This is a genomic window from Streptomyces sp. AM6-12, from assembly GCF_044327085.1.
Classification (GTDB): Bacteria; Actinomycetota; Actinomycetes; order Streptomycetales; family Streptomycetaceae; genus Streptomyces.
In genome coordinates this window covers 586,160-608,595 of the sequence record NZ_JBIQWN010000001.1, presented here as the reverse complement: position 1 = coordinate 608,595, position 22,436 = coordinate 586,160, and the positions used below count along the sequence as shown (strand labels likewise).

General features: G+C 73.2%; 19 protein-coding genes. 10 read left to right on the top strand and 9 right to left on the bottom strand.

Annotated elements, in window-relative coordinates; all coding sequences use genetic code 11:
- Nucleotides 1–21: 21 nt before the first annotated feature.
- A complete protein-coding gene (locus ACE4Q9_RS02610; RefSeq protein ID WP_397987100.1) occupies nt 22–954 on the bottom strand; it encodes an NADP-dependent oxidoreductase in 933 nt (310 codons plus the stop codon).
- 499 nt (nt 955–1,453) lie between these two features.
- On the opposite strand from ACE4Q9_RS02610, the gene ACE4Q9_RS02605 reads away from it, so the two are divergent.
- Complete coding sequence (locus tag ACE4Q9_RS02605) at nt 1,454–1,918, top strand: pyridoxamine 5'-phosphate oxidase family protein (protein WP_397982557.1); 465 nt, start codon at nt 1,454–1,456, stop codon at nt 1,916–1,918.
- Between the two features lie 16 nt (nt 1,919–1,934).
- Here ACE4Q9_RS02605 and ACE4Q9_RS02600 read toward each other — a convergent pair whose 3' ends face one another.
- The gene (locus ACE4Q9_RS02600; protein ID WP_397982556.1) at nt 1,935–2,276 is read right to left on the bottom strand and encodes a DUF4235 domain-containing protein; all 342 of its coding nucleotides are present in this window, start codon (nt 2,274–2,276) and stop codon (nt 1,935–1,937) included.
- A 28-nt stretch (nt 2,277–2,304) separates the two neighbouring features.
- Entirely contained in the window at nt 2,305–3,321 is a 1,017-nt protein-coding gene (locus ACE4Q9_RS02595; RefSeq protein WP_397982555.1) for a glutathione S-transferase family protein, read from the bottom strand.
- Nucleotides 3,322–3,456: 135 nt separating this feature from the next.
- Here ACE4Q9_RS02595 and ACE4Q9_RS02590 point away from each other — a divergent pair, with 135 nt between their 5' ends.
- The gene (locus tag ACE4Q9_RS02590) at nt 3,457–4,509 is read left to right on the top strand and encodes a cation diffusion facilitator family transporter (RefSeq protein WP_397982554.1); all 1,053 of its coding nucleotides are present in this window, start codon (nt 3,457–3,459) and stop codon (nt 4,507–4,509) included.
- Nucleotides 4,510–4,588: 79 nt separating this feature from the next.
- Here ACE4Q9_RS02590 and ACE4Q9_RS02585 read toward each other — a convergent pair whose 3' ends face one another.
- On the bottom strand, nt 4,589–5,038 hold the full coding sequence (locus ACE4Q9_RS02585; protein ID WP_397982553.1) for a nitroreductase family deazaflavin-dependent oxidoreductase: 450 nt from the start codon (nt 5,036–5,038) through the stop codon (nt 4,589–4,591).
- A gap of 191 nt (nt 5,039–5,229) precedes the next feature.
- Here ACE4Q9_RS02585 and ACE4Q9_RS02580 point away from each other — a divergent pair, with 191 nt between their 5' ends.
- The 3 genes from ACE4Q9_RS02580 to ACE4Q9_RS02570 all read left to right on the top strand — a co-directional run bounded on the left by ACE4Q9_RS02580 (nt 5,230) and on the right by ACE4Q9_RS02570 (nt 7,311).
- Nucleotides 5,230–5,664: a nuclear transport factor 2 family protein gene (locus ACE4Q9_RS02580; RefSeq protein WP_397982552.1), complete on the top strand. Its 435-nt coding sequence runs from the start codon at nt 5,230–5,232 to the stop codon at nt 5,662–5,664.
- A gap of 186 nt (nt 5,665–5,850) precedes the next feature.
- A complete protein-coding gene (locus ACE4Q9_RS02575) occupies nt 5,851–7,080 on the top strand; it encodes a cytochrome P450 (protein ID WP_397982551.1) in 1,230 nt (409 codons plus the stop codon).
- Between the two features lie 12 nt (nt 7,081–7,092).
- Nucleotides 7,093–7,311, top strand: a complete 219-nt coding sequence (locus ACE4Q9_RS02570; protein ID WP_397982550.1) for a ferredoxin — start codon at nt 7,093–7,095, stop codon at nt 7,309–7,311.
- Between the two features lie 438 nt (nt 7,312–7,749).
- Here ACE4Q9_RS02570 and ACE4Q9_RS02565 read toward each other — a convergent pair whose 3' ends face one another.
- A complete protein-coding gene (locus ACE4Q9_RS02565) occupies nt 7,750–8,307 on the bottom strand; it encodes a carboxymuconolactone decarboxylase family protein (protein WP_397982549.1) in 558 nt (185 codons plus the stop codon).
- Between the two features lie 33 nt (nt 8,308–8,340).
- Complete coding sequence (locus ACE4Q9_RS02560) at nt 8,341–9,795, bottom strand: CoA transferase (RefSeq protein WP_397982548.1); 1,455 nt, start codon at nt 9,793–9,795, stop codon at nt 8,341–8,343.
- A gap of 155 nt (nt 9,796–9,950) precedes the next feature.
- Here ACE4Q9_RS02560 and ACE4Q9_RS02555 point away from each other — a divergent pair, with 155 nt between their 5' ends.
- The 3 genes from ACE4Q9_RS02555 to ACE4Q9_RS02545 are packed head-to-tail and all read left to right on the top strand — an operon-like array spanning nt 9,951 to nt 16,318.
- Nucleotides 9,951–10,214, top strand: a complete 264-nt coding sequence (locus tag ACE4Q9_RS02555) for an acyl carrier protein (protein WP_397982547.1) — start codon at nt 9,951–9,953, stop codon at nt 10,212–10,214.
- A 24-nt stretch (nt 10,215–10,238) separates the two neighbouring features.
- Nucleotides 10,239–14,759 carry a type I polyketide synthase gene (locus ACE4Q9_RS02550; RefSeq protein ID WP_397982546.1) on the top strand — a complete coding sequence of 1,507 codons (4,521 nt, stop codon included), beginning with the start codon at nt 10,239–10,241 and terminating at the stop codon, nt 14,757–14,759.
- On the top strand, nt 14,756–16,318 hold the full coding sequence (locus ACE4Q9_RS02545; RefSeq protein ID WP_397982545.1) for a long-chain-fatty-acid--CoA ligase: 1,563 nt from the start codon (nt 14,756–14,758) through the stop codon (nt 16,316–16,318). Before ACE4Q9_RS02550 ends, ACE4Q9_RS02545 begins: the two co-directional genes overlap by 4 nt.
- A 61-nt stretch (nt 16,319–16,379) precedes the next feature.
- Here ACE4Q9_RS02545 and ACE4Q9_RS02540 read toward each other — a convergent pair whose 3' ends face one another.
- The 3 genes from ACE4Q9_RS02540 to ACE4Q9_RS02530 all read right to left on the bottom strand — a co-directional run bounded on the left by ACE4Q9_RS02540 (nt 16,380) and on the right by ACE4Q9_RS02530 (nt 20,269).
- Entirely contained in the window at nt 16,380–17,345 is a 966-nt protein-coding gene (locus ACE4Q9_RS02540; RefSeq protein ID WP_397982544.1) for an alpha/beta hydrolase fold domain-containing protein, read from the bottom strand.
- Between the two features lie 203 nt (nt 17,346–17,548).
- On the bottom strand, nt 17,549–19,003 hold the full coding sequence (locus tag ACE4Q9_RS02535; RefSeq protein ID WP_397982543.1) for a flavin-containing monooxygenase: 1,455 nt from the start codon (nt 19,001–19,003) through the stop codon (nt 17,549–17,551).
- A gap of 396 nt (nt 19,004–19,399) precedes the next feature.
- On the bottom strand, nt 19,400–20,269 hold the full coding sequence (locus ACE4Q9_RS02530) for a BTAD domain-containing putative transcriptional regulator (protein ID WP_397982542.1): 870 nt from the start codon (nt 20,267–20,269) through the stop codon (nt 19,400–19,402).
- Nucleotides 20,270–20,628: 359 nt separating this feature from the next.
- Between ACE4Q9_RS02530 and ACE4Q9_RS02525 the strand changes: the two genes are divergently transcribed.
- Nucleotides 20,629–21,627, top strand: a complete 999-nt coding sequence (locus ACE4Q9_RS02525) for an LLM class flavin-dependent oxidoreductase (protein ID WP_397982541.1) — start codon at nt 20,629–20,631, stop codon at nt 21,625–21,627.
- On the top strand, nt 21,624–22,400 hold the full coding sequence (locus ACE4Q9_RS02520; protein WP_397982540.1) for a thioesterase II family protein: 777 nt from the start codon (nt 21,624–21,626) through the stop codon (nt 22,398–22,400). Before ACE4Q9_RS02525 ends, ACE4Q9_RS02520 begins: the two co-directional genes overlap by 4 nt.
- Nucleotides 22,401–22,436: the final 36 nt, after the last annotated feature.

Sequence of the window (22,436 nt, the reverse complement as noted above, 5' to 3'; positions counted from 1 at the left end):
TGGCGCGTGTCCGCGGGCCGTTCAGTCGACCAGCAGCACCAGCTTCCCCGTGGTGTGCCCGGTCTCCCCGTGTTCGTGCGCCTTCGCGGCATCGGCCAGCGGGTACGTCCCGGCGATCGTCGCCCTGAGCTTCCCCGACTCCACCAGTTCCGCCACCGACCGCATTCCGGCCCGGTCGGCGTCCACCAGCATCCGTACCGCCCGTACGCCGAGCCGCTCGGCCTCGTCGTACAGTTCGCGGGAGCCCGTCGGCAGGGTCGACACCAGGATGCCGCCCGGCCGCAGCACCCGCAGGGAGTGCAGGGCCGTCTCGCCGCCGATGGTGTCCAGGACGACGTCCACGTCCCGGACCGCCCGGGCGACATCGGTGGAGCGGTAGTCGACCGGCTCGTCCACGCCGATCTCGCGCAGGAAGCCGTGCTTGGCCGCGCTCGCCGTGCCGATCACGTACGCGCCGTGCGCCTTGGCGATCTGCACGGCCACATGGCCGACCCCGCCCGCCGCCGCGTGGATCAGCACCCGCTGCCCCTGCCGTAGGCCGGCCCGCTCGGTCAGCGCCTGCCAGGCGGTCAGCGACACCAACGGCAGCGCGCCCGCCTGGGTGTGGTCGACCGAGGCGGGTTTGTGCCACAGGGCGCGGGCGGGGGCGATCACGTACTCGGCGTGCGAGCCGTGCCCGAAGGGGTAGGGCAGCATGCCGAACACCTCGTCGCCGGGCCGGAACTCGGCCACGCCGACCCCGGTTCCGGCGACCTCCCCGGAGACGTCCCAGCCGAGCACGAACGGGGGCTCGCCGAGGAACCCGCCGGTGGCCCGGTGCTTCCAGTCGGTGGGGTTCACACCGGCGGCCCGCACCCGGACCAGCACCTCGTTCGGCCGCGGCTCGGGCCGCTCCAGCCGTACTTCCCGCAGCACCTCGGGACCGCCGAGGACGTCCTGGCCGATGGCTCGCATGGTGGTCACATGCCCATGATCCCCCAGCTCGCCCCGGCGCGCCCGGCGGCGGACCGGCACCATGACGGGGCCCCACCGTCCGGGGCGGCCCCCGGCGTCCAGGAGCCGTACGGGCCGGTGAGCGAGATGGGGCGGGATACGAGCGTGAGGCGCGGTGGTGGCGGCCGTGACGGTGACGGGATGCGGTGGGAGCGGCACACGTGTGCCGCGGGCGGTCTCCTTCGGACTTGGGCCGGCCGGACCTGCCCGCCTCCGGCTGCCGGGTGGAGCGCCGGGAGACCGGCCGGGTGCCGTGCCCCCGGCCCCCATTCGTACACCGCGCGGGGCGGCGGCCCGGCCCCGCCTGAAGCCCGGCGGCGCCTGCGACTGAGGCGCGGGCCCGGGGGCGTCCGGGCGCCGTCCCAAGACGCGCCGCCGAACCTCGTGCGCGTGCCCGGCCCCGGCCGCCACACTGGAGCGCATCCGCGTCCCGGAGCGCACGCACAGGAGGCCGAACACGATGACCCCGCCGCCCGCCCGCACCGCCGAGCAGCGCAAGAAGGACACCCTGCACCGGCTGGACCACGACGAGGACGCCTGGGTGGCCACGGCCGGCCCCGACGGCGGTGCCCCCTACCTGGTGCCGCTGTCGTTCGTCTGGGACGGCGCCCTGCTGCTGCTCGCCACTCCGGCGGACAGCCCCACGGGCCGCAACCTGGTCGACAGCGGCCGGGTCCGGCTCGGCGTCGGATCGACCCGTGACGTCGTCCTCGTGGACGGCAGTGTGCAGGCGGTGACGCCGGAGGAGCTGCCGGAGGAGGACGCCGAGGTCTTCGCCGGCAAGACCGGCTTCGACCCCCGGCGGCTCGCCACCCGCTATCTGTACTTCCGGGTCGTCCCCGAGCGGATCCAGGCGTGGCGCGAGGCGAACGAACTGCCCGGCCGGGACCTGATGCGCGACGGGCGCTGGCTGCTACCGGACTGAGGCTGGGCGGCCGTCCTCAGCGACGGCCGCGCTTGCCGCCCTTCGCCGCCCTGTCTTCCTCGTCGTCCTTGTCCTCGGCCACCGGCCACACCCCCGTGGAGCGCGCGATGGCCTTGGCGCCGGTGCGGTCCACGGCACTGCGCACCACCGCGAAGATCGCGCCCTGGATGGCGGCGGCCAGCAGGATGTCGCGCAGCCGGCGGTCCTCGTCCAGGGCGGTGGGCGCGTCGTCCTCGTGCCGTATCGCCTTCCACGCCTGCTTGAACGCGAGGCTGGCGACCGCGCCGCTCGCCCAGCTGAGCACGAAACCGATCGGCTGGTAGACGAAGGGGAGCTTGTTCTTCTTCGACTTGGACATGGATGACACCTTCCTCGTCAGGGCGTTCTCATACCGGGCGGCCCGCGGGCGCCACCTCTTCGCCCGGCGGCACCGGGCCCGGCGGCGTGCCGTCGCCGAACGGGCGGCCGCCCAGCTCCTCGCGGTGGTGCGGGCTCAGCCAGGACGCGAGGTCCGGGCCGAGCGGCACGATGCCGGTCGGGTTGATCCCGGTGTGCACCTGGTAGTAGTGCCGCTTGATGTGGTCGAAGTCGACCGTGTCCCCGAACCCCGGCGTCTGGAACAGGTCACGGGCGTACGCCCACAGCACCGGGTCCTCCGCCAGCTTCCAGCGGTTGCACTTGAAGTGGCCGTGGTAGACCGGGTCGAACCGGACCAGCGTGGTGAACAGCCGGATGTCCGCTTCCGTGAGGGTGTCGCCGACCAGATATCGCTGTCCGGCCAGCCGTTCGGCGATCGTTTCCAGCCGCCGGAAGACGCCCGCGCACGCCTCCTCGTACTCCTTCTGGTGAGTGGCGAACCCGGCCCGGTACACGCCGTTGTTGACGTCCTCGTACACCTCCGCCATCACCGTGTCGATCTCGTCCCGCCGGGCCGCCGGATACAGGTCGGGGGCGCCCTCGCGGTGCAGGTCCGTCCACTCGGTGGCGAGGTCCAGGGTGAGCTGCTGGTAGTCGTTGGTGACCAGCTTCCCGCTCGCCACGTCCACCACGGCGGGCACGCTCACACCGCCCGGACAGCCGGTCTCGCGGCGGTCGTACGCCTCGGCGAGGTAGCGGATGCCGAGCACCGGGTCCCGGCCGTCCGGATCCAGGGTGAACCGCCAGCTGCGGTCGTCCTGGACCGGGTCGGCGACCGCCATCGACAGCGCCTTCTCCAGCCCCAGCAGCCGGCGGGAGATCACCGCCCGGCTCGCCCAGGGGCACGCGCGCGACACCACCAGCCGGTAGCGTCCCGCCGTCACCGGCCAGCCGTCCCGCCCGTCCGCCGTGATCCGGTCCCGGAAATGGCTGCGCGACCGGCTGAACGTCCGGTGACCGTAGGCGCGGTTGCCGTCACCGCCCATGACTCCTCCTCGCCGCCGGGGCCCGGACGCTCGCCGCCGCGCCCCGGAGCACCGACTTCTCCGTCGCAGCACCGACTTCCCCGTTTCCGGGCGCCCGCACGGTGTGATTCCCCCGCCTCCGGGCAGTCGGGCCCCGTGAGCGGAACATCATCGAAGCGACAGGAGCACCAGACCGCCCCGGCGGACGCCCCCGCCGACGGGTCCACCGAACGCCGTCTCGAGGACCGCGCCCGGCGTACGCGGGCCACCGACCGCCGTACCCGCGTCACCGTCCTCGTCGCCCTCGGCGCCAATCTGCTGATCGCCGCCGCCAAGGCCGCCGGCGGTGCCCTCTCGGGCTCGCCCGCGCTGCTGTCGGAGGCCGCGCACTCGGTCGCCGACGCCTTCAACGAGGTGTTCCTGCTGGCCGCCCTGCGCCGCAGCCGCCGCCCCGCCGACGCACGGCACCCCTTCGGCTACGGCAAGGAACGCTTCTTCTGGTCCCTGCTCGCCGCCGTCGGCATCTTCGTGATGGGCGGCTGCTTCTCCTTCTTCCAGGGCTTCGAGGCGCTGCGCGAGGGCACGCAGGAGACGACCCGCGGCTATGTGGCGGGCCTGATCGTGCTGGGCGTGGCGCTGCTCGCCGAGGGCGGCTCGCTGCTGCGCGCCCTGCACCAGGTGCGCCGCCGGGGCGGCCGGGCGGCGCTGCGCGACCCGGCGCTGCGCACGGTGGTAGCCGAGGACGGCACGGCGGTGCTCGGCGTGCTGCTGGCGATCGCCGGGATGGCCCTGCACCTGGCCACCGGGCAGGTCGCCTGGGAGGCGTCCGCCTCGCTCGCCATCGGGGTCCTGCTGGTCTACGTCGCCTACCGGCTGGGCCGCGAGGCCCGCGACCAGCTCATCGGGCAGTCCGCCGACCCGGAGCTGAGCGGCCGTATCCGCGCGCTGCTGCGGGCGCAGCCGGAGATCGACAGCGTGGAGGCGCTGTTCACCATGAAACTGGGCCTCGACTCCACCCTGGTGGCCGCCCGGATCGACCTCGCCCCGGGCCTGGACAGCGAACGCGTCGAGGAGGTCGCCGACCGCATCAAGCGCTCGCTGGCCGCGATGTTCCCGGCCGCCGACCAGATCTTCCTCGACGTCACCGACGGCCCGGACGGCGAGGCACGACAGAGCCCCGCCGCGACGGGGGAACGCGGCGGGGCCTGACGGCACGACTGCCCGCCCGGAAGGCGGTTCACACCTTCCGGGCGAGGAATTCTCCGGCGGGTGGGGCCGGGCGGACCGGTCAGCTGCCCTCGGCCGGCTCCAGCACGAACACCGGGATCTCCCGGTCGGTCTTGCGCTGGTACTCCGCGTACGGCGGGAACGCGGCGACCGCCCGCTCCCACCACTCGGCCTTCTCGGCTCCGGTGACCTCACGGGCCCGCATGTCCTGCTTGACCGGCCCGTCCTGGAGTTCGACGTGCGGATCGGCCTTGATGTTGAAATACCACACCGGATGCTTGGGCGCGCCGCCCTGCGAGGCGACCACCGCGTACCTGCCGCCGTGCGCCACCCGCATCAGGGGCGTCTTGCGGATCTTCCCGCTTTTCGCGCCGCGGGTCGTCAGGACGATGACCGGCAGCCCCGTGTCGAGCAGGGTGTTGCCCTTGGTCCCGCCGGAACTCTCGTACAACTCCACCTGATCGCGCACCCACTGCTCCGGGCTCGGCTCGTACTCACCCTCGAGAGGCATGGATCCGTCCCCTTCGTCGTTCCCGCGCATGCGCGCGCACCGGTTCTCGGCACCGGCGGCCGCATGCCTCGTCCGTACGGTGCTTCCCCGCACCGCAGCGATCATTACCCCCGAGGTCATCGCGTCACCCTCACCGCTCTTGGCACAGTGGTCGCCGTCCGGGACCGACACCGACCCAGGGAGCGCCCGCCATGACGTACGACCCCACCGCCGCCACCCGCGCCACGGTCCGCGAACTGCTCGCCAGGATCGGCGCGGGCGACCCGGAGCGGATCGCCGAGCTGTACGCCGAGGACTGCGACTGGCGGCTGGACTGGCCCGAGGAGGAACACGGCCGCCCGCAGACCCCGTGGGTCCGGCACCGCGCCACCCGCGCCGATGCCGCCGACCACTTCCGGGAGCTGGCCGCCCACCACGTCCCGGAGAAGGCGGACACCGCCGTCGAGCACGTCCTGGCCGATGGCGAGGACGCGGTCGTCCTCGGCGTCATACGGCAGACGGCCGCACCGACCGGCCGCTCCTACACCGCCCGGTTCGCCCTGCACCTCACCGTCCGCGACGGCCTCGTCGTACGCCATCACGTGTACGAGGACAGCCTCGCCGTGGCCCGCGCCTTCGCCCCGTAGGAGGGGGACGCCGGGACGCGCTGAGCGGCGGTTGGGCCGTCTGGCCGGAAACGGACCCTCGCACCTTCGCGATCCGGACGGATCGGGAGGATCCTTGAAGTGGCCGAACTTGTCATCGACCCATAGGTGCCTGAGGCATCTAATGAAGATCGGCACGACGCACCTCTTCGTCTGCGAGGTCTTTCCATGACGGAACTGACGGACATCACCGGCCCGGCGACCCCGGCCGCCCCCGTCGCCTTCCCGCAGGACCGCACCTGTCCCTACCACCCGCCGACCGGATACGCGCCGCTGCGCGAGCAGCGGCCCCTGGCCCGCGTCACCCTGTACGACGGACGCGAGATCTGGATGGTCACCGGCCACGCCATCGCCCGCGCCCTGCTCGCCGACCCCCGGCTGTCCAGCGACCGCCGCCGCGCCGAGTTCCCCGCCATCTCCCCCCGTTTCGAGGGGGTCCGCGACCGCCGGGTGGCCCTGCTCGGCCAGGACGACCCCGAGCACCAGCGGCAGCGGCGGATGATGATCCCGTCGTTCACCGTCAAACGCGCCGGCGGGCTGCGGCCCGGCATCCAGCGGATCGTGGACGGACTGCTGGACGCGATGATCGAACAGGGCCCGCCCGCCGAGCTGGTATCCGCCTTCGCGCTGCCCGTGCCGTCGATGGTGATCTGCGATCTGCTCGGCGTCCCGTACGCCGACCACGAGTTCTTCGAGGAGCAGTCCCGCCGGCTGCTGCGTGGCCCCACCGCCGAGGACAGCCAGGGTGCCCGCGACCGTCTGGAGGAGTATCTCGGCGGGCTCGTCGACGCCAAGGCCCGCCAGAGCGAGCCCGGCGACGGCGTCCTCGACGACCTCGTCCACCAGCAGCTCGCGCAGGGCACCCTGGAGCGCGCCGACCTCGTCTCGCTCGCGGTGATCCTGCTGGTCGCGGGCCATGAGACCACCGCCAACATGATCTCCCTCGGCACCTTCACACTGCTCCAGAACCCCGGCCGGCTGGCCGAGCTGCGCGCCGATCCGGCGCTGCTGCCCGCGGCCGTCGAGGAGCTGATGCGGATGCTGTCCATCGCCGACGGGCTCGCGCGGGTGGCGCTGGAGGACATCGAGATCGACGGCACCACCATCCGGGCCGGCGAGGGCGTCTTCTTCTCGACCTCGGTGATCAACCGGGATCCGGGCCAGTACCCGGACCCCGACGTCCTGGACTTCCACCGGCCCACCCGGCACCACGTGGCGTTCGGGTTCGGCATCCACCAGTGCCTGGGCCAGAACCTGGCCCGCGCGGAGCTGGAGATCGCCCTCGGCACGCTGCTCGCCCGGCTGCCGGGACTGAAACTTGCGGCACCCGCCGAGGAGATCCCGTTCAAACCCGGCGACACGATCCAGGGGATGCTGGAACTCCCCGTGACCTGGTAAGAGGCTCAGCACATGCACATCGAGATCGACAAGAACGTCTGTATCGGCGCGGGCCAGTGCGCGCTGACCGCGCCGGCCGTGTTCACCCAGGACGACGACGGGTTCAGCATGCTGATCCCCGGGCGCGAGGACGGCGCGGGCGACCCGAACGTCCGCGAGGCGGCCCGCGCGTGCCCGGTGGGCGCGATCACCGTGAAGGACTCCGCCCCGGCGGAGGCACAGGCGGACTGACGGGGCCGGCGGCGCGCGCGTCAGGCGGTCGGGGCCAGCGGGCGGCGCCGCCGGCAGCCGGTGAGCCACGTCGGCGGGCCGGCGGCGCCCCGACCGGCCCTCGTGCCGACCGGCCACGTCGCTTCGCACCGGTGGGTGTCCAACTCACCGGGGCGCCGTGCGTCGGGGCAGCTGTCGTGTTGGCCAGGGTGCGTTGCCTCGTACCGGCCGTTGTGCGGGTCGGGGTGCCGTATGTCAGGCCAGCCGTCGTGCCGGCCCGGCGCCTCACCTCGGACCAGCCGTCGTACCGACGGTCGGGCGCCGCGTGCCTGACCGGCCGTCACGGGTCACAGGGGGGCGGGGACCGTCTGCCCGCCCCGGCCGGGTGGGGCGGTGTGACGGGCCACGGACTGCCCCCGTCCCCGTCACAACCGGCCGCGCCCGGACCGGCCGGGAGGCTCACTCGGCGTGCATGCTCTGCGCCATCCGTACCAGTTCGTCGCTCTCCGCCGCGTCGATCTCGACGTCCAGGACGGTGCAGACGCGCGCCAGCAGGAAGTAGAAGCCCGCGAGGACGAGGGTCTCGACGATCTGTTCCTCGGTGTAGTGGGCGCTGACGGCCGCGTACCGGGCGTCGTCCACGACCGGCGAGGCGGCCGCGGCGGCGGCGAAGCTCACCAGGGCCCGCTGGGCCGGGGTGAAGACGTCGGCGTCGTACCGGCGGGCGCGCAGGGCCGCGCGCTGGTCGTCCGTGACACCCGCGGCCCGTGAGATGGGCACGTGCTGCGCCCACTCGTACTCGGCCTCGAAAACGGTGCCGTAGGTGAGGATGAGCAGCTCGCGGTCGATCGCGTCGAGGCTGGCGTCGGCGAACAGCGCGGCGCCCAGCCGGGCGATCTGCGTGACCGACCGGGGCGCGTGCCCGAGCATCCGGTACACGTTGATGACGCGCCCCTGGCTGAGCGAGCGCAGGGATTCGGGCAGGGCCTCGGTGTCGAGGCAGGGGATGCGGGACATGAGGTCTCTCCTTGGCGGGAAGGGGCGGGGGCGTCAGGACATGCGGTCGTCGAGCCAGCGGGGCTGCGAGGAGCCGCGGGGGACCAGCAGCGGGCCGCGCCAGGCGGGCGGCGTCTCGCTCAGCGTCACCGGCGGTGCCACCAGCGAGAGTTCGCCGAGCGGGGTCGTCCGGGTGAGACGCCGGGGCCCGGGCAGTGGCGCCGCGGGCAGCAGCCGCTCGATCTGATCGCGCGTGAACGTGCCCAGCTCGTAAGCCCAGTTGGAGACACCGGCCAGGGAGACCCGGACCCGGTAACTGCCGCCCTCCCGGGCGCGGCGCAGGACCGCGCTCATGACGCTGGCGGCGACGAGATAGGCGGCCAGGTAGTCGTTGAGCATACGGCCGGGCGGCAACTGCGGGCGTCCGTCGCGCCGTTCGCTCCAGTTGACCCCGGTCAGGGCCTGGGCGTGCTGGTCGAAGCCGCCCCGCTCCTGCCAGGGGCCGCTGTGGCCGTAGGCGCGCACGGAGACTTGGATGAGGCCGGGGGCGAGCTCGGCGCACTCCTCAGGCCCGAGCCCCAGCCGGGCCATCTTGGCGGCCCGGTGGTTGTGCACGAACACGTCCGCGGTGCGCAGCAGTTCCTCGAAGGCGCGCCGACCGTCGGTGTCGGAGGCCAGGGCGAGCCGGGCCGAGCGCAGGCCGACGCCGGTCTCGTTCCAGCACAGATCGTGGTCGAAGGCGTTCGGCTCGCACACGTGCAGCACGTCGGCGCCCTGCTCGGCGAGGACCCGGCCGGCCGCGGTGCCCGCGAAGACGTGGGTGAACTGGAGGGAGCGCAGGCCGGACAGCGGCTGCGCGCCGGCCGGCAGCGGACGCGGCGGGGCGTCGCCCACGCGCTCGACGGCCACCAGCGGCTCGTCCAGCACGGCCCGGCCCTGCGGATGGGCGAGGAACTCCTCCCGGCTGCGCACGATCGCGAGGGGTACGCCACGGGCGGCCGCCTCCTCCTCCAGGTCCCAGGAGACGCGGTTCGCGACGGCGGCGCCGATGTGTCCGCGGGTGTGCGCCGTGCCGAGCATGTCGAGGAAGGCGTCGCGGGTGCTCGGATAGCAGGCGATCGGGATGGCCCAGCGGTCGTCCGCCGTGCGGTAGAGGTCCCACAGCGCGGGGGCGAGACCGCCGCCGAGCCCGAGCACGCTGCCCATGTTGGAGCCGTAGCCGTTCAGCGTGTTGCCGCCGCCGAGGTAGGGCGTGAGCTGGTGCATCGCCTGGGCGAGGTCCAGCCCGAGGCGCTGCGGGCGGCCCGTCGCGCGCTGCCAGATCTGTGCCGCGCCGACGGCGGCGGACAGCAGGGCGATGCCCATGGCCGAGCCCAGCCGGATGGTCGACGGCACCAGCGGATCCTGTCCGCGCACGACGAGTTCGCTGACCGCGTCGTCACGCGACAGGCCGAGCGTCTTCAGGGTCCTGTCTAATTCACCGATCAGATCGAATTCGTTTTCTTCCATGCCCGGAAACATAGCACCGACAGGATGGCCGTAAACCGGCCGGACGCTATCATCAGCCGGCTATCAGTTCACTATCAGGAAGGGCTGGTTCGGTTGTTCTGCAGCAGTCGATTCATAGAGAGGCGGTGACGTGGATGTCGCATGATTTTCCCCCCGTGGAGGAGCTCGATCACCTGCCGGAGCACGAGCGCCGGGAACTCATCGAGGACCTGGTGGTGGCGGAGTTCAAGAGTGCCCTTTTCATGACCGACCGTGAGGAGTTCGCCCTGGACGTGGGCTTCTTCGACCTGGGACTCACCTCGCTGCGGCTGAGCGAGGTGAAGCTTTCCCTGGAGCGGAAACTGGGGCGGGAGATTTCGACGGCCGCCCTTTTCGGCCATCCGACCGCCGGTCAGTTGATCGACCATCTTTGCGCCTGATCTTTTTCTGACCGGAGGGAATAAATGTCGGACACATCGAATCCCGCGGCGGCCGAGCTGGCCGCCGTGCGCGCCGAACTGCGGCGTAAAGAGGAAGCGCTCGCCGCCCATGCGGAAGCGCTCGCCGCGCTGGAACGCGAGAAATACGAACCCATCGCCATCGTGGGCATGGGGCTGCGTATTCCGGGCGGGAACGACGACGTCGACACGTTCGCCGAGTTCCTGCGCGAGGGCCGCTCTGGCATCGGGCCGCTGCCGGCCGGCGAGCGCCGCCAGATGGCCCCGGACGACACGGCGGACGGCGATGTGCCGCGCGGCGGTTTCGTCCGCGACGTCGACCGCTTCGACGCCGCCTTCTTCTCGATCTCCCCCAAGGAAGCCCCCTACATCGACCCCCAGCAGCGGCTGGCCCTCCAGACCGCCTGGGAGGCGCTGGAGCACGCGGGCATCGACCCCACCTCGCTGCGGCACGGCGACGCCGGCGTGTTCATGGGCGTCACCACCCTCGACTACATCTTCGAGTCGACCGACCTCGCCCCCGCCGACCTCGACGGCTACCTCGCGCCCGGACTGAGCCACAGCGCCGTCTCGGGCCGGATGTCGTTCTTCCTCGGGCTGCGCGGGCCGTGCATGACCGTCGACACCACCTGCTCCTCCTCGCTGACGGCCACCCACCTCGCCGTGCAGGCCCTGCGCGGCGGCGAGTGCTCGATCGCGCTCAGCGGCGGCGTCAACGTCATCCACAACGCGCAGAACCACACCATCCTGAAACTGGGCGGGGTGCTGTCCGCCGACGCGCAGTGCAAGACCTTCGACGAACGTGCCGACGGCTACGCCCGCGCCGAGGGCTGTGGCGTGCTGGTCCTCAAGCGGCTCTCCGACGCGCTGCGCGACGGCGACACCGTGCACGCCCTGATCCGGGGCTCCGCGGTCGGCCAGGACGGCGAGAGCGCGGGCCTGGTGGCCCCCAACGGCGCCGCCCAGGAACAGGTCATGCGCTCCGCGCTGGCGCGCTGCCGCCTCACCCCCGGCGACATCCACTACGTCGAGGCCCACGGCACCGGCACCGCGCTCGGCGACCCCACCGAGATGGACGCCATCAGCGATGTGTTCGCGGAGTCCCACAACAAGGAACGGCCGTTGTTGGTGGGCTCGTTGAAGACCAACATCGGGCACATGGAGGGCGCCGCCGGGGCCGGCTCGCTCATCAAGGCGGTGCTCCAGCTGCGGGAGCGCACGGTCTTCCCGCACCTGAACCTCGTCGCCCCCTCCCGGCGCATCGCCTGGGACGAGGCCCCCGTCACCGTGCCGACCGAGTGCCGCCCCTGGCCCGGCACCGGCCCCGGCCGCGCGATGGTCAACGGGTTCGGGGTGACCGGCACCATCGCCTCCGTCATCCTGGAGGAGGCGCCGCCCGTGCCCGCAGGCGAGGCCCCTGCCGACGCCCGCCCGAGCGCGGTGCTCACCCTCTCCGCAAAGAGCCGCGCCTCGCTGCGCCGGCTCGCCGAACGCTACCTCGACCACCTGGAGCGCCACCCCGGAACCCCGCTCGCGGACCTGTGCCGGACCTCCAACACCGGGCGCGCGCACTTCCGTTACCGGATCGCCGAGGTGGTGGGCGAGCGGGCCGACGCCGTACGGGCCCTGGGCCGGCGGGCGGAGTCCCTGGCCGCGGGCAGCACCCGCGGCGGCGGCTCGGCGAGCGCCCCGAAGGTGGCGTTCCTCTTCTCCGGCACCGGCACCCAGTACCCCGGCATGGGCGCCGCGCTCTACCGGCAGTACCCGGCCTTCCGTGCCGCGCTGGACGAGTGCGACGCCATCCTCACCCCGCTGCTCGGCGTCCCCCTCGGCGCGTTGATCCGCGGCGAGTGCGAGCGGCCCGAGCGCATCCACGAACCCCGTTACCTCCAGCCCGCGTTGTTCAGCCTCGAATACGCCATGGCCCGGCTCTGGCTGTCCTGGGGCGTGCGCCCCTCGGTGCTGATGGGCCACAGCCTCGGCGAGTTCGCCGCCGCCGCCGTCGCCGGACTGTTCTCCCTGGAGGACGGCGCCCGCCTGGTGGCCGCCCGCGGCCGGCTGAGCGAGGCGGTGCGCAGCGAGGGCGGCATGGCCGCGGTCGGCGCGCCCGCCGCCGAGGTCGCCCCGCTGGTCGAGGACTACCCGGACCTCACCATCGGCGCCGTCAACGGCCCCGGCCAGTGCCTGCTCACGGGCGGCCACGACTCGCTCGCCGACGCGGGCCGCAGGCTGGCCGACCGAGGAGTGAAATTCACCCCGTTGAAGGGCGCAGGGCCGTACCACTCGCCGCTGATGGCCCGGATCGTGGACGAGTTCCGCGCGGTGCTCGCGGACGTCGAGTTCCGCACGCCGGGCATGGCCCTGGTGTCCAACGTGACCGGACGCGTGGCCCGCGGCCGGCAGATGGCGGACCCCGAGTACTGGATCAGGCACCTGCTCGAACCGGTGCAGTTCGAGGCCGGGGTCCAGGCGGTCGACCAGCGCGGACGGCACGTCTTCGTGGAGATCGGCCCGTCCGGCGCGCTCACCGCGCTGGCCAGGACCTCGGCCGCCGACGCCGACCACGTCTGGCTGAGCAGCACCTTCCGCGACGACCGCGACGGCGACATGATCCGCCGGTCCCTGGCCAAGGCGTACGAGGCGGGCGTGCCCGTCTCCTGGACCGGCTACCACGAGGGCGCCCCGAGCCGCCGGATCCCCCTGCCGTCGTACCCCTTCGACGGCAAGCGGTACTGGCTGCCCACCCCGCAGCGCCGCGCCGCCGAGGCCGCCTGGCAGGCCGAACGGACCGGTGGGGAACAGGGCGCGAACGGCGGCCTGTTCTACGAGCAGCACTGGATCCCCCAGACCCTGCCGGACACCCGCCGGGAAGGCCGGCGGGTCCTCGTCGCCGGGGGCACGGACCGGCTGCCGCTCGGGCTCGCCGAGGCCGCCGCCGCGCAGGGCGTCACCCTCGACGTCGTACCCGGCCACGCGGACCTCGCCGGGGCGCTGGCGGGCGAGCCGCCCACCGACGTGTGCTGGCTGTGGCGCGCCCACACCGGCGCGGAGCCGGGCGCGGCGCGGCTGCGCGCCGAGTCCGAGGCCAACTACCGAAACTTGCTCGCGGTGTTGGACACCCTGGCCGCCTCGGGCTTCGGCCGGGGGCAGCGGTTGTGGCTGGTCACCGAGGGCGCGCAGCACCTGCCCGGCGACAAGAGCACCGAACCGGCCGCCGCGGCCACCCTGTGGGGCTTCGGCCGCGCCCTGGGCGCGGAGTTCCCCGGCTACCGGGTGACCCTGGTCGACCTGGAGCCCGGAAGCGACGGCGGCGCCGGTCTGGTGGGGGAGTGGTCGGCCGCCGGGGAGAGCGAACTGGAGATCGTCCACCGCGACGGCGGGCGCTGGGTACGACGGCTGCGCACGGCCGACCCCGTGCCCGCCGACTCCCGCCCCCTCACCGTCCGCTCCGACCGCACGTATGTGGTGGCCGGTGCCACGGGCATGGTCGGACGGGCCCTCGCCCGCCGCCTCGTCGCCCTCGGCGCCCGCCATCTGGCCCTGCTGAGCCGCACCGGCGGCCCCGCCCCGGACCTCGGCGACGGCGTCACGGTCCACGTCCACGCCTGCGACCTCGGCTCCGCGCCGGACCTGGCCCGCGTCCTGGCCGAACTCGCCGCGACCGCACCGCCGGTGGGCGGTGTCGTGCACGCCGCGCAGGAGGCCGCGCGGGACCTGCCGCTCGCCCAGCAGACCTGGGGGAACCTGGACGCCACCTTCCGGGCGAAGGTCTACGGCGCCTGGCTGCTGCACGAGGCCACCGCCGGCCTGCCCGAGCTGGACTTCTTCCTCGGCTGCTCCACGGCCGGTGCCCTGTTCGGCGCCGCCACCCAGACCGGCGCCGGCGCGGGCGCCGCCTTCCTCGACCATCTGATGGCCCAGCGCGCCGGTGCCGGACTGCCCGCCACCGCCGTCAACTGGGGCCCGTGGGCGCCGCGCGAGCCGGGCCGGCAGCTCAGCTCCTCCCTGGTGCGCAGCTGGGAGGGCCAGGGCATCACGCTCCTGGAGGAGGACGAGGCCACCGACGCGCTGCCCACGCTGCTGGACGCCGGGCGCGCCCAGGTCCTCATGGGCCGCTGCGACTGGAAGCGGTTCGTGGCCCGCAGGGCGCCGAGCGCGCTGTTCGCGGAGCTGGTCCCGGACCGTGCCGCCGACGGCGTGCCGACCGGTGCCGACGCCCTGACCGAGGCGCCGGGGGCCGCCCGCTCGGCCGGGATCAACGCGATCGTGCGGGCCCGGCTCGCGGACGTCCTGCGCTTCGAGTCGGCCGACGACATCGAACCCGACGCCGAACTGGCCGCCCTGGGCATGGACTCGCTCAACGCGGTCGAGATCCGCAACGCGCTGGAGGCGGCCTTCCGGATCACCCTGCCCGCGTCGGTCACCTTCGACCGGCCCGGCGTGGACCTGCTCAGCGCATACATCGACGAACTGCTGTCCGGTGCCCAGGCGCCGGCGCACGAGGCGGGAACGGGAGCACACCGATGACCACAGCGACGCGACCGCGCACCCTGGGGGAAGTGATCGCCCTCCAGGCCGACCTCCGGCCCGATCAGCCGGCCGTCCTGTGCGCCGGACGGGCGCTCACCTACCGGGAGCTGGACCGGGAGAGCGCGCGCACGGCCGAGGTGCTGCGCGCGGCCGGGGTCGTACCCGGCTCGCGGGTGGGCTACCTCGGCAAGGAGGCCGTCGAGTACTGGGAGCTGGCCTTCGCCTGCGCGCGCACGGGCGCGGTCCTGGTCCCCGTCAACTGGCGGCTGACCCCGCAGGAGGTGGACCACATCCTGCGGGACTCCACCACCGAGGTGCTGCTGGTGGACGAGGAGCACCTGCCGGTGGCCACCGAGGTGCGCGAGGGGCTGCCCACGCTGCGCACCCTGCTGTGCCTGGACGCCGACGCGGCGGGCGCCGAGTCCCTGGCCGCGCGCAAGGACGCGGTGTCCGCCACCGGGGAGCCGGCACCGGCGGACGGCGAGACCCCCGTCGTTCAGATCTACACCAGCGGCACCAGCGGGCTGCCCAAGGGCGTCGTCCTGCCGCACCGCAGCTTCTTCAACGTGGCCGAGGCGATGGACGACAACGGCCTCGACTGGCTCGACTGGAAGCCCGGCGACCGCAGCCTGATCGGCCTGCCCGGCTTCCACATCGGGGGCCTGTCCTACGCGATGCAAGCGTTCAACGCCGGTGCCACCGTGGTCTCGCTGCCCGCCTTCATCAGCTCCGACGCGGTGCGCGTGATCGAGGAGGAGAAGGTCACCACCGGCATCGTGGCGCCCGCCATGCTGGAGCTGATGCTCCTCGAACCGGCGGCCGCCAGGGGCGCCCTCGGCTCGCTGCGCAAGCTCGTCTACGGCGGCTCGCCGATCGGCGAGGACCTGCTGAGCCGGGCGATCGACGTCATGGACTGCGACTTCCTCCAGATCTACGGCAGCAGCGAGACCGGTAACTTCGCCGTCTGCCTGCCGCCCGCCGACCATGTCCCCGGCGGTCCGCGGCTGCGCGCGGCGGGCCGCCCCTATCCGGGGATCGAGGTGCGCATCGAGGACCCCGAGGGCCGGGTGCTGCCCACCGGGGAGGTCGGCGAGGTCTGCGTCCGCACCCCCGCCCGGATGCTCGGCTACTGGCGGCTGCCCGAGGCCACCGAGCGCACCGTGGTGGACGGCTGGGTGCACATGGGGGACGCCGGCTACCTCGACGAGGACGGCTACCTCTACGTCCGTGACCGCGTCAACGACATGATCATCGTGGCGGGCGAGAACGTGTACCCGAAGGAGATCGAGGACGCCCTCGCCCAGCACCCCGCGGTGGCCGGAGCCGCCGTGGTGGGCCTGCCGCACGAGCGCTGGGGCGAATCCGTGCACGCACGGGTGGTCCTGGAACCGGGCGGGCAGGCGGCAGCCAGGGACCTGCACCTCTTCCTGCGCGGCCGGCTGGCCGACTTCAAGATGCCCACGTCGTACGACTTCGCCGACGCCCTGCCCCGCAACCCCAGCGGCAAGGTCCTGCGCCGGGCGGTACGCGACGAACTCCGCGCCGCCCAGGGCTGATCGCCGCCTTTCCCGTACGACATCGGCCCGCCCCCTGACCGAGGGGGCGGGCCGGTGCGGTTCAGCCGTGGAGGTGGCGGCGCAGGTAGGCGTGCCAGGTCTGTTCGAAGGTCCGGGTGAGGGCCGACTGGGGAGCGAACACGTCCCACGAGTGGTAGGCGTGGGCGTAGAGGTGCAGGTCGACCGGGACGCCGGCGGCGATCAGGCGCTGCGCGAAGGCGATGTCCTCGTCGCGGAAGACGTCGAACTGGGCGACGGCGATGAAGGTGTCCGGCAGACCGGCGACATCCGTGGCGCGGCCGGGCGCGCAGTACGGGTGCACGTCCGGCGCTCCCGCCCGCTCACCCAGCACCGCGGCCCAGGCGTACAGGTTCTCCCGGCGGTCCCACACGCCGAGGTCCACGATCTCGTGGCTGGACCGGGTCTCGTTGCGGTCGTCCAGCATCGGGTAGTTGAGCGACAGCAGCCGCGGACGGCGGTCACCGCGGTCGCGGACCATGAGCGCGGCGGCCGTGGCGACCGCCCCGCCGCCGCTCGCCCCCGCGAGCCCGATGCGGTCGGGGTCGATCCCGTGCCGGTCGGCGTGCGCGGCGAGGTACGTGTACGCCAGGTGGCCGTCCTCGGCCGCGCCCGGCGCCGGGGTGCGCGGCGCCAGCCGGTAGTCGACCGCGGCCAGTACGACGTCGAGCCGCAGGGCCAGGTCGGCGGCGTACGCGCGGGCCGTGCGGTCGTGGGCGCTGCCGAGCACCTGCCCGCCGGCGTGGAAGTACACCAGGGCCGGCCGGACCCGGCCGGTGTCGCCGGGGTGGAACAGCAGCACGTCGAGCAGGCTCCCGTCCACGCGGGCGAGGCGCAGCGTCTCGGTCTTGACGCGCGGGTCCGCGTCGGGCGCGGGGAGCCACTCCTCGGCCGCCGCCACCCGCGCGCGGCACGCCGGGATGTCGGAGAGGTCCAGCAGGGCGCCGTTCGGGGTCTTGGGCAGGGCGGCCAGCGCGGCGGCGAGTTCGGGGTCGATGTCGTAGGCCATGGTCTGTTTCCTTCCCGGAGGCGGAACGAGGGGATGAGGCCCGAGGCGGGGAACGCGGCCTGACCGGCGACACCGGCGTGCGCCGGCCGTGAACGCGCGGGCGGCACCGGGGCGTTGCCGCCGCTCGGGAACACCGAGCGCGACGCGGCCGCGGTGCCGCCCGGAGCCCTGCCCGGCCCGGCCGGGAGCGGAACGGGAAGCACCTAGCGGGTGTAGTCCCGCGGCTCGAAGACGGCGGTGCGCTCCCGGTACGCCTCGATGCTGGCGGGCCAGTTGTTGACCACACGCCCGTCGCCCGTCTTGTACCAGCTCCCGCAGCCGGCGGCGAAGGCGGTGCCCGCGAGGTCCCGCTGAAGGTCCTCGTTGTAACGCCGCTGCACCTCGGGGGCGACGTCCAGGGTGCGGGCCGGGTCGCCGTCGAGGGAGCCGAGCGCCTTGAGCACGTAGTCGATCTGGCACTCCACCATGAACAGGATCGAGTGGTGGCCCAGGTTGGTGTTCGGGCCGTAGAGCATGAACATGTTGGGGAAGCCGCTGACCGACACCCCGAGATACGCCTCGGGTCCGTCCTTCCACGCCTCGCGCAGGGTCAGCAGGTTCCGGCCGACGATCTCCGCCCCGCCGGTGCGGTCGAGCGGCTGGAAGCCGGTGGCGTGCACGATCACGTCGACCTCGTGCAGCCGTCCGTCCGCGGTCCTGATGCCCTCCGGCTCGATCCGCGTGATCGGCTCGCAGACCAGATCGACGTTCTCGCGGGAGACCGCCGGGTAGTAGTCGTCGCTGATCAGCACCCGCTTGCAGCCGAACGAGTAGTCGGGGGTGAGCCGGTCGCGCAGCCCCTCGTCGGCGACCTGCGCGGCCAGGTGCTCCCGCGCCACCCGCAGGAACTCGTCGCGCACCGGGTTGCCGTCGTCGCGCAGGCCGACGGCCCAGCCGTCGCGCTCGCGGTAGAGGCCCTCGCGCAGCTCGGCGTAGCGCTCCGGCCGGGCGAGCAGTTCGGTACGCTCGTCGTCGCTCAGCGCCTGGTCCTGGCGCGGCAGCAGGTAGTTGGCGGACCGCTGGAACACCGTCAGCCGCTCGGTGTCCGGCGCGATGGCGGGCACCAGCTGGACCGCGCTGGCCGCGCTGCCGATGCAGGCGACCCGCTTGCCCGTCAGATCCAGGTCCCCGGGCCAGCGGGCCGTGTGCACCTGGGTGCCGGCGAAGCGCTCCGCCCCCTCGATGCCCGCCCAGGCCGGCAGGTTGAGCTGGCCCCACGCGGTGATCAGCACACGGGCCCGCATCTGTTCGCCGCGGGCGGTGCGCAGCAGCCAGCGGCCGTCCTCGTCGGACCAGGTGGCGTGGGTGACCTCGGTGCCGCAGCGGATGTGCCCCGTCAGGTCCTGGCTCTCGGCGAACCGTTCGAGGTTGTGCAGGATCTCCGGCTGCCCGGCGTAGGTGCGGCTCCAGTCGGGCTGCTCGCCGAAGGAGTACCAGTACAGGTGGGACTGCACGTCGCAGGCCGCGCCGGGGTACGTGTTGTCGCGCCAGGTCCCGCCGATCGAGGCGGCCTTCTCCAGCACCGTGAACGCCTGCCGGCCGGCCTCCTTGAGACGGGCGGCCATGCCGAGGCCCGACATCCCGGCGCCGATGATGACGATCTCGAAGTCCTCGTCCATAGTCATCCCCTTCGTAGTGCCTCTTCCGCGCTCCACCCTGACGAGGGGCGCTGATCGACGGCTGAAGAACGACTGATGGAGCGGTAGGAGTATTTGCTGCGAGAAATTGCAATGGAAAAGAGTATAGAGAATTAACCCTCGCCGACGCGGAAAAGAAGGGCGCCGTCGAACGCTTTGACAGCGCTCTCTCCGACCTTCCGCCGACTTTCTGTGCGGGGTATGCGCGGGGAATAGTCTGGCGCGGTGCGCTGACACGGAGCTGACGCGGCACCGACTCGTCGGATCCGGCCCGGAAGGGGAATGCGGAACGAGGCTGCGGCAGCACGCCCCCGGCGGTTTCCGGGCGTACTGCCGCAGCCTCGTCGCAGTGGTGGGCGCGGCGTGCGGACGGCGCCGCTAGGCGGGCACGGCGGCGTCCAGCGAGGGTGCCTGGTTGAGGATCTGCTGGAGGCGCTGGCGCAGCTTGAGCGAGGGCTCCATGCCCAGTTCGCTCGCCAGCCGGTGCCGCGTGCTGTTGTAGGTCTCCACCGCCTCGGCCTGCCGCCCGGTCCGGTACAGGGCCAGCATGAGCATCTCCGTCAGCCGCTCCCGCCAGGGGTGGATGGTGCGCATGCGCTTGAGCTCACTGATGCTGTGCACGGGGTCCGCCAGCTGTATCTCCAGCCACAGCTTGTCCTCGACCGCGCACAGCTGCTCCTCCTCCAGGGCCAGCGCCACGCTCTGCGACATGGGGCCCTGGGCGACGTCCTGGAAGGGCGCGCCGCGCCACAGTGCCAGCGCCTCGCCGAGCAGCCGGTGTGCCTGCTCGGGGGCGTGCCGGGCACAGGTGCGGGCCTGGCCGACCAGCCGCCGGAAGGCCGCCGCGTCCGTCTCCTCGCCGCCCAGCTCCAGCACGTACCCCGACGAGCGCGTGAGCAGCTCGGGCGCCCGCCCGTCCGGGTCCGCCAGTTGCTGGAGGGTCCGGCGTAACCGGTAGACGTGCGCCTGGAGCGAGTTCTCGAAGGTGGGCGGGGGGTTCTCCCCCCACAGCTCGGTGTACAGCTGCTCGGCGGCCAGCGGCCGGCCGGGGCTCACCAGCAGCGCCGCCAGCAGAGTGCGCTGCCGGTTGCCGCCCACGGTGTGCGTACGGCCGCCGGTGCGCACCTCCAGGGGGCCCAGGAACGCGCACACCGGACGGGTCTGGACTTCGCTGTGCGCCGAAGGCCCGGAAGGCAGTCTCCGGTCGTTGTTCGGATGGGCTCCCTCGAACTGCGAATAGCTGATCACTTTGTCCTCCTGCCGTGCCGTACGCGGTTCCTTTAATTGACTCCAGTAATCTTCGCAGCCGCAAGTATCGACAAGGGGATGCCGTCACTTCCAGGCCAGTGCGTGCCCATTGCAACAATGCTGAATTCTGCCGGTGATGTAGGGGCGAACGGGTTCATACTGGACATACGTATTGCGCGTTCCCTACGCTCGGCTGCCGATTATCGAGCCCAGCCACGGCCGGTTAAGGCGCCGGGCCGGCGGATTTTTCCGCACCGCGCTCTCTTTCATCACGCGATCAGGAACCTGTCAGGTGCGGTTGCTTGGATCGCGGGTACCGCCGACCGCGACCGGAGAACGACCGGAGAAAGAGGTGCCTGATGGGGGCCGTCCGTGAGCCGCTGCGCGTGGGGGTCCTGTTGCCGACCCGCGAGCAGGCGATCCTCGGCGAGCACAGCGCCTCCTCCCTGCTGGACTTCGCGCGGCGCGCCGAACAGCTCGGCTTCGACTCCCTGTGGACGGGCGACTCGCTCACCGCCCGCCCACGGCTCGACCCCCTGGTGGTGCTGTCCGCGGTGGGCGCGGTGACCCGCCGGGTGCTGCTGGGCACCGCGGCCATGGCGCCGGCGCTGCGGCACCCGCTCACGGCCGCGAGCATGGTCAGCAGCCTGGACCACGTCAGCTCCGGCCGACTCGTCCTCGGGGTCGGGTCCGGCTTCCCGGTGCCGGACACCGACGGGGAACCGGCCGTCGAAGGCGACCCGCCGGCCGTCCGGGCCGGCACCCTCGACGAGGTCACCGCGCTGTGGCGGACGGCCTGGAGCAGCACCCGGCCCGGCGCGCCCAACCACTTCGCGGGCCGGCACTGGCAGGCGGAGGGCCTGGACCGGCTGATCTGCCCGGCCGCGCCCGACGGGCCCCCACTGTGGCTCGCCACCGGCGCCGACAACGCCCGCGCGCTCGAACGGGCGGCCCGGCTCTACGACGGCTGGCTGTCCTCCCGTACCTCGGCCGAGTCCTACGCCGACGCCCGGCGCCGCCTGGAGGACCTCTGCCGGCGCGCGGGACGCCGGGCCGGCGCGGTGACCCCGGCCCTGTACCTGACGGTCACGGTCGGCCCGGACGAGCAACGCGCCAGGGTCGAGCTGGACGACTACCTCGAACACTGCTACGGGCGCGCCCTGGAGCAGATGTCGGCCCTGCGCGCCTACGCCTGGGGCCCCAGCGAGCACTGCGCCCAGCGCCTCGCCGACTATGTGCGGGCGGGCGCCCGGCACATCCTGCTGCGCATCGGATCGCTGCGGCCGGAGACACACCTGCGGGAGATCGCGGACGTCCTCGTGTCCACGGCCCGCCAGACAGATCAGGAGAGCTCATGAGCGCCACCGGCAGCACCCGGCGTGCCCGCTGGTTCACCACCGCCGGGGCCGATCCCCACGCCGACCACCAGGTGTTCCTGTTCCCGCACGCCGGCGGCACCGCCCCGGCCTACCAGGCGTGGGCCGCCACCCTGCCCTCCACCATGGACGTGCGCACCCTGCAACTGCCCGGTCGGCAGGAGAGGTTGGGCGAGGCGCCGTTCACCGATCTGGCCCCGCTGCTGGACGCGCTCCTGGAGGTCTTCGAGGCCGAACTGGACGGCCGGCCCTATCTTCTGTTCGGCCACAGCTTCGGCGCGCTGCTCGCCTACCGGCTGTCCGTGGCCGCCGCGGAGAACGGACTGCCCACCCCCGCGCTCCTCGCCACCTCGGCCTGGGCCCCGGCCCTGGAACCGGCCGCCGAACTGGACCGGGTCGCCACCATGTCGGACGCCGAACTCCTCGACAGGGTCGGCCAGTTGGGGCTGATGCCGGAGGGTACGACGCTCGACCCGGCCACCCTCGCCTCGATCATGCCCGCGCTGCGCGCCGACTTCCTGGCCGCGGGCAGCCTGCGCGAGGACGGCGAACCGGCGCCCTGCCCGGTCGCGGCCTACTGCGGCACCTCCGACCCCATCGTGGCACCCGGCGCCATGGCCGCCTGGGCGGACCACTCGGCCGACTTCCTCGGCGCGGCCGAGTTCCCCGGCGGGCACTTCTACCTCTTCGACCACACCGCGGCCCTCCAGCACAGCCTGGAGCGCCATCTGCGCCGCCTGTCCGCGCGGATCTGACGACCGGCACGACCAGGCCGCCGCGGGCACGGCCGT

Excerpts from the sequence above, each read along its gene's own strand:
- ACE4Q9_RS02610 (WP_397987100.1), bottom strand. The coding sequence starts at position 954 with ATGCGAGCCATCGGCCAGGACGTCCTCGGCGGTCCCGAGGTGCTGCGG.
- ACE4Q9_RS02605 (WP_397982557.1), top strand. The coding sequence starts at position 1,454 with ATGACCCCGCCGCCCGCCCGCACCGCCGAGCAGCGCAAGAAGGACACC.
- ACE4Q9_RS02600 (WP_397982556.1), bottom strand. The coding sequence starts at position 2,276 with ATGTCCAAGTCGAAGAAGAACAAGCTCCCCTTCGTCTACCAGCCGATC.
- ACE4Q9_RS02595 (WP_397982555.1), bottom strand. The coding sequence starts at position 3,321 with ATGGGCGGTGACGGCAACCGCGCCTACGGTCACCGGACGTTCAGCCGG.
- ACE4Q9_RS02585 (WP_397982553.1), bottom strand. The coding sequence starts at position 5,038 with ATGCCTCTCGAGGGTGAGTACGAGCCGAGCCCGGAGCAGTGGGTGCGC.
- ACE4Q9_RS02580 (WP_397982552.1), top strand. The coding sequence starts at position 5,230 with ATGACGTACGACCCCACCGCCGCCACCCGCGCCACGGTCCGCGAACTG.
- ACE4Q9_RS02575 (WP_397982551.1), top strand. The coding sequence starts at position 5,851 with ATGACGGAACTGACGGACATCACCGGCCCGGCGACCCCGGCCGCCCCC.
- ACE4Q9_RS02570 (WP_397982550.1), top strand. The coding sequence starts at position 7,093 with ATGCACATCGAGATCGACAAGAACGTCTGTATCGGCGCGGGCCAGTGC.
- ACE4Q9_RS02565 (WP_397982549.1), bottom strand. The coding sequence starts at position 8,307 with ATGTCCCGCATCCCCTGCCTCGACACCGAGGCCCTGCCCGAATCCCTG.
- ACE4Q9_RS02560 (WP_397982548.1), bottom strand. The coding sequence starts at position 9,795 with ATGGAAGAAAACGAATTCGATCTGATCGGTGAATTAGACAGGACCCTG.
- ACE4Q9_RS02550 (WP_397982546.1), top strand. The coding sequence starts at position 10,239 with ATGTCGGACACATCGAATCCCGCGGCGGCCGAGCTGGCCGCCGTGCGC.
- ACE4Q9_RS02545 (WP_397982545.1), top strand. The coding sequence starts at position 14,756 with ATGACCACAGCGACGCGACCGCGCACCCTGGGGGAAGTGATCGCCCTC.
- ACE4Q9_RS02540 (WP_397982544.1), bottom strand. The coding sequence starts at position 17,345 with ATGGCCTACGACATCGACCCCGAACTCGCCGCCGCGCTGGCCGCCCTG.
- ACE4Q9_RS02535 (WP_397982543.1), bottom strand. The coding sequence starts at position 19,003 with ATGGACGAGGACTTCGAGATCGTCATCATCGGCGCCGGGATGTCGGGC.
- ACE4Q9_RS02525 (WP_397982541.1), top strand. The coding sequence starts at position 20,629 with ATGGGGGCCGTCCGTGAGCCGCTGCGCGTGGGGGTCCTGTTGCCGACC.
- ACE4Q9_RS02520 (WP_397982540.1), top strand. The coding sequence starts at position 21,624 with ATGAGCGCCACCGGCAGCACCCGGCGTGCCCGCTGGTTCACCACCGCC.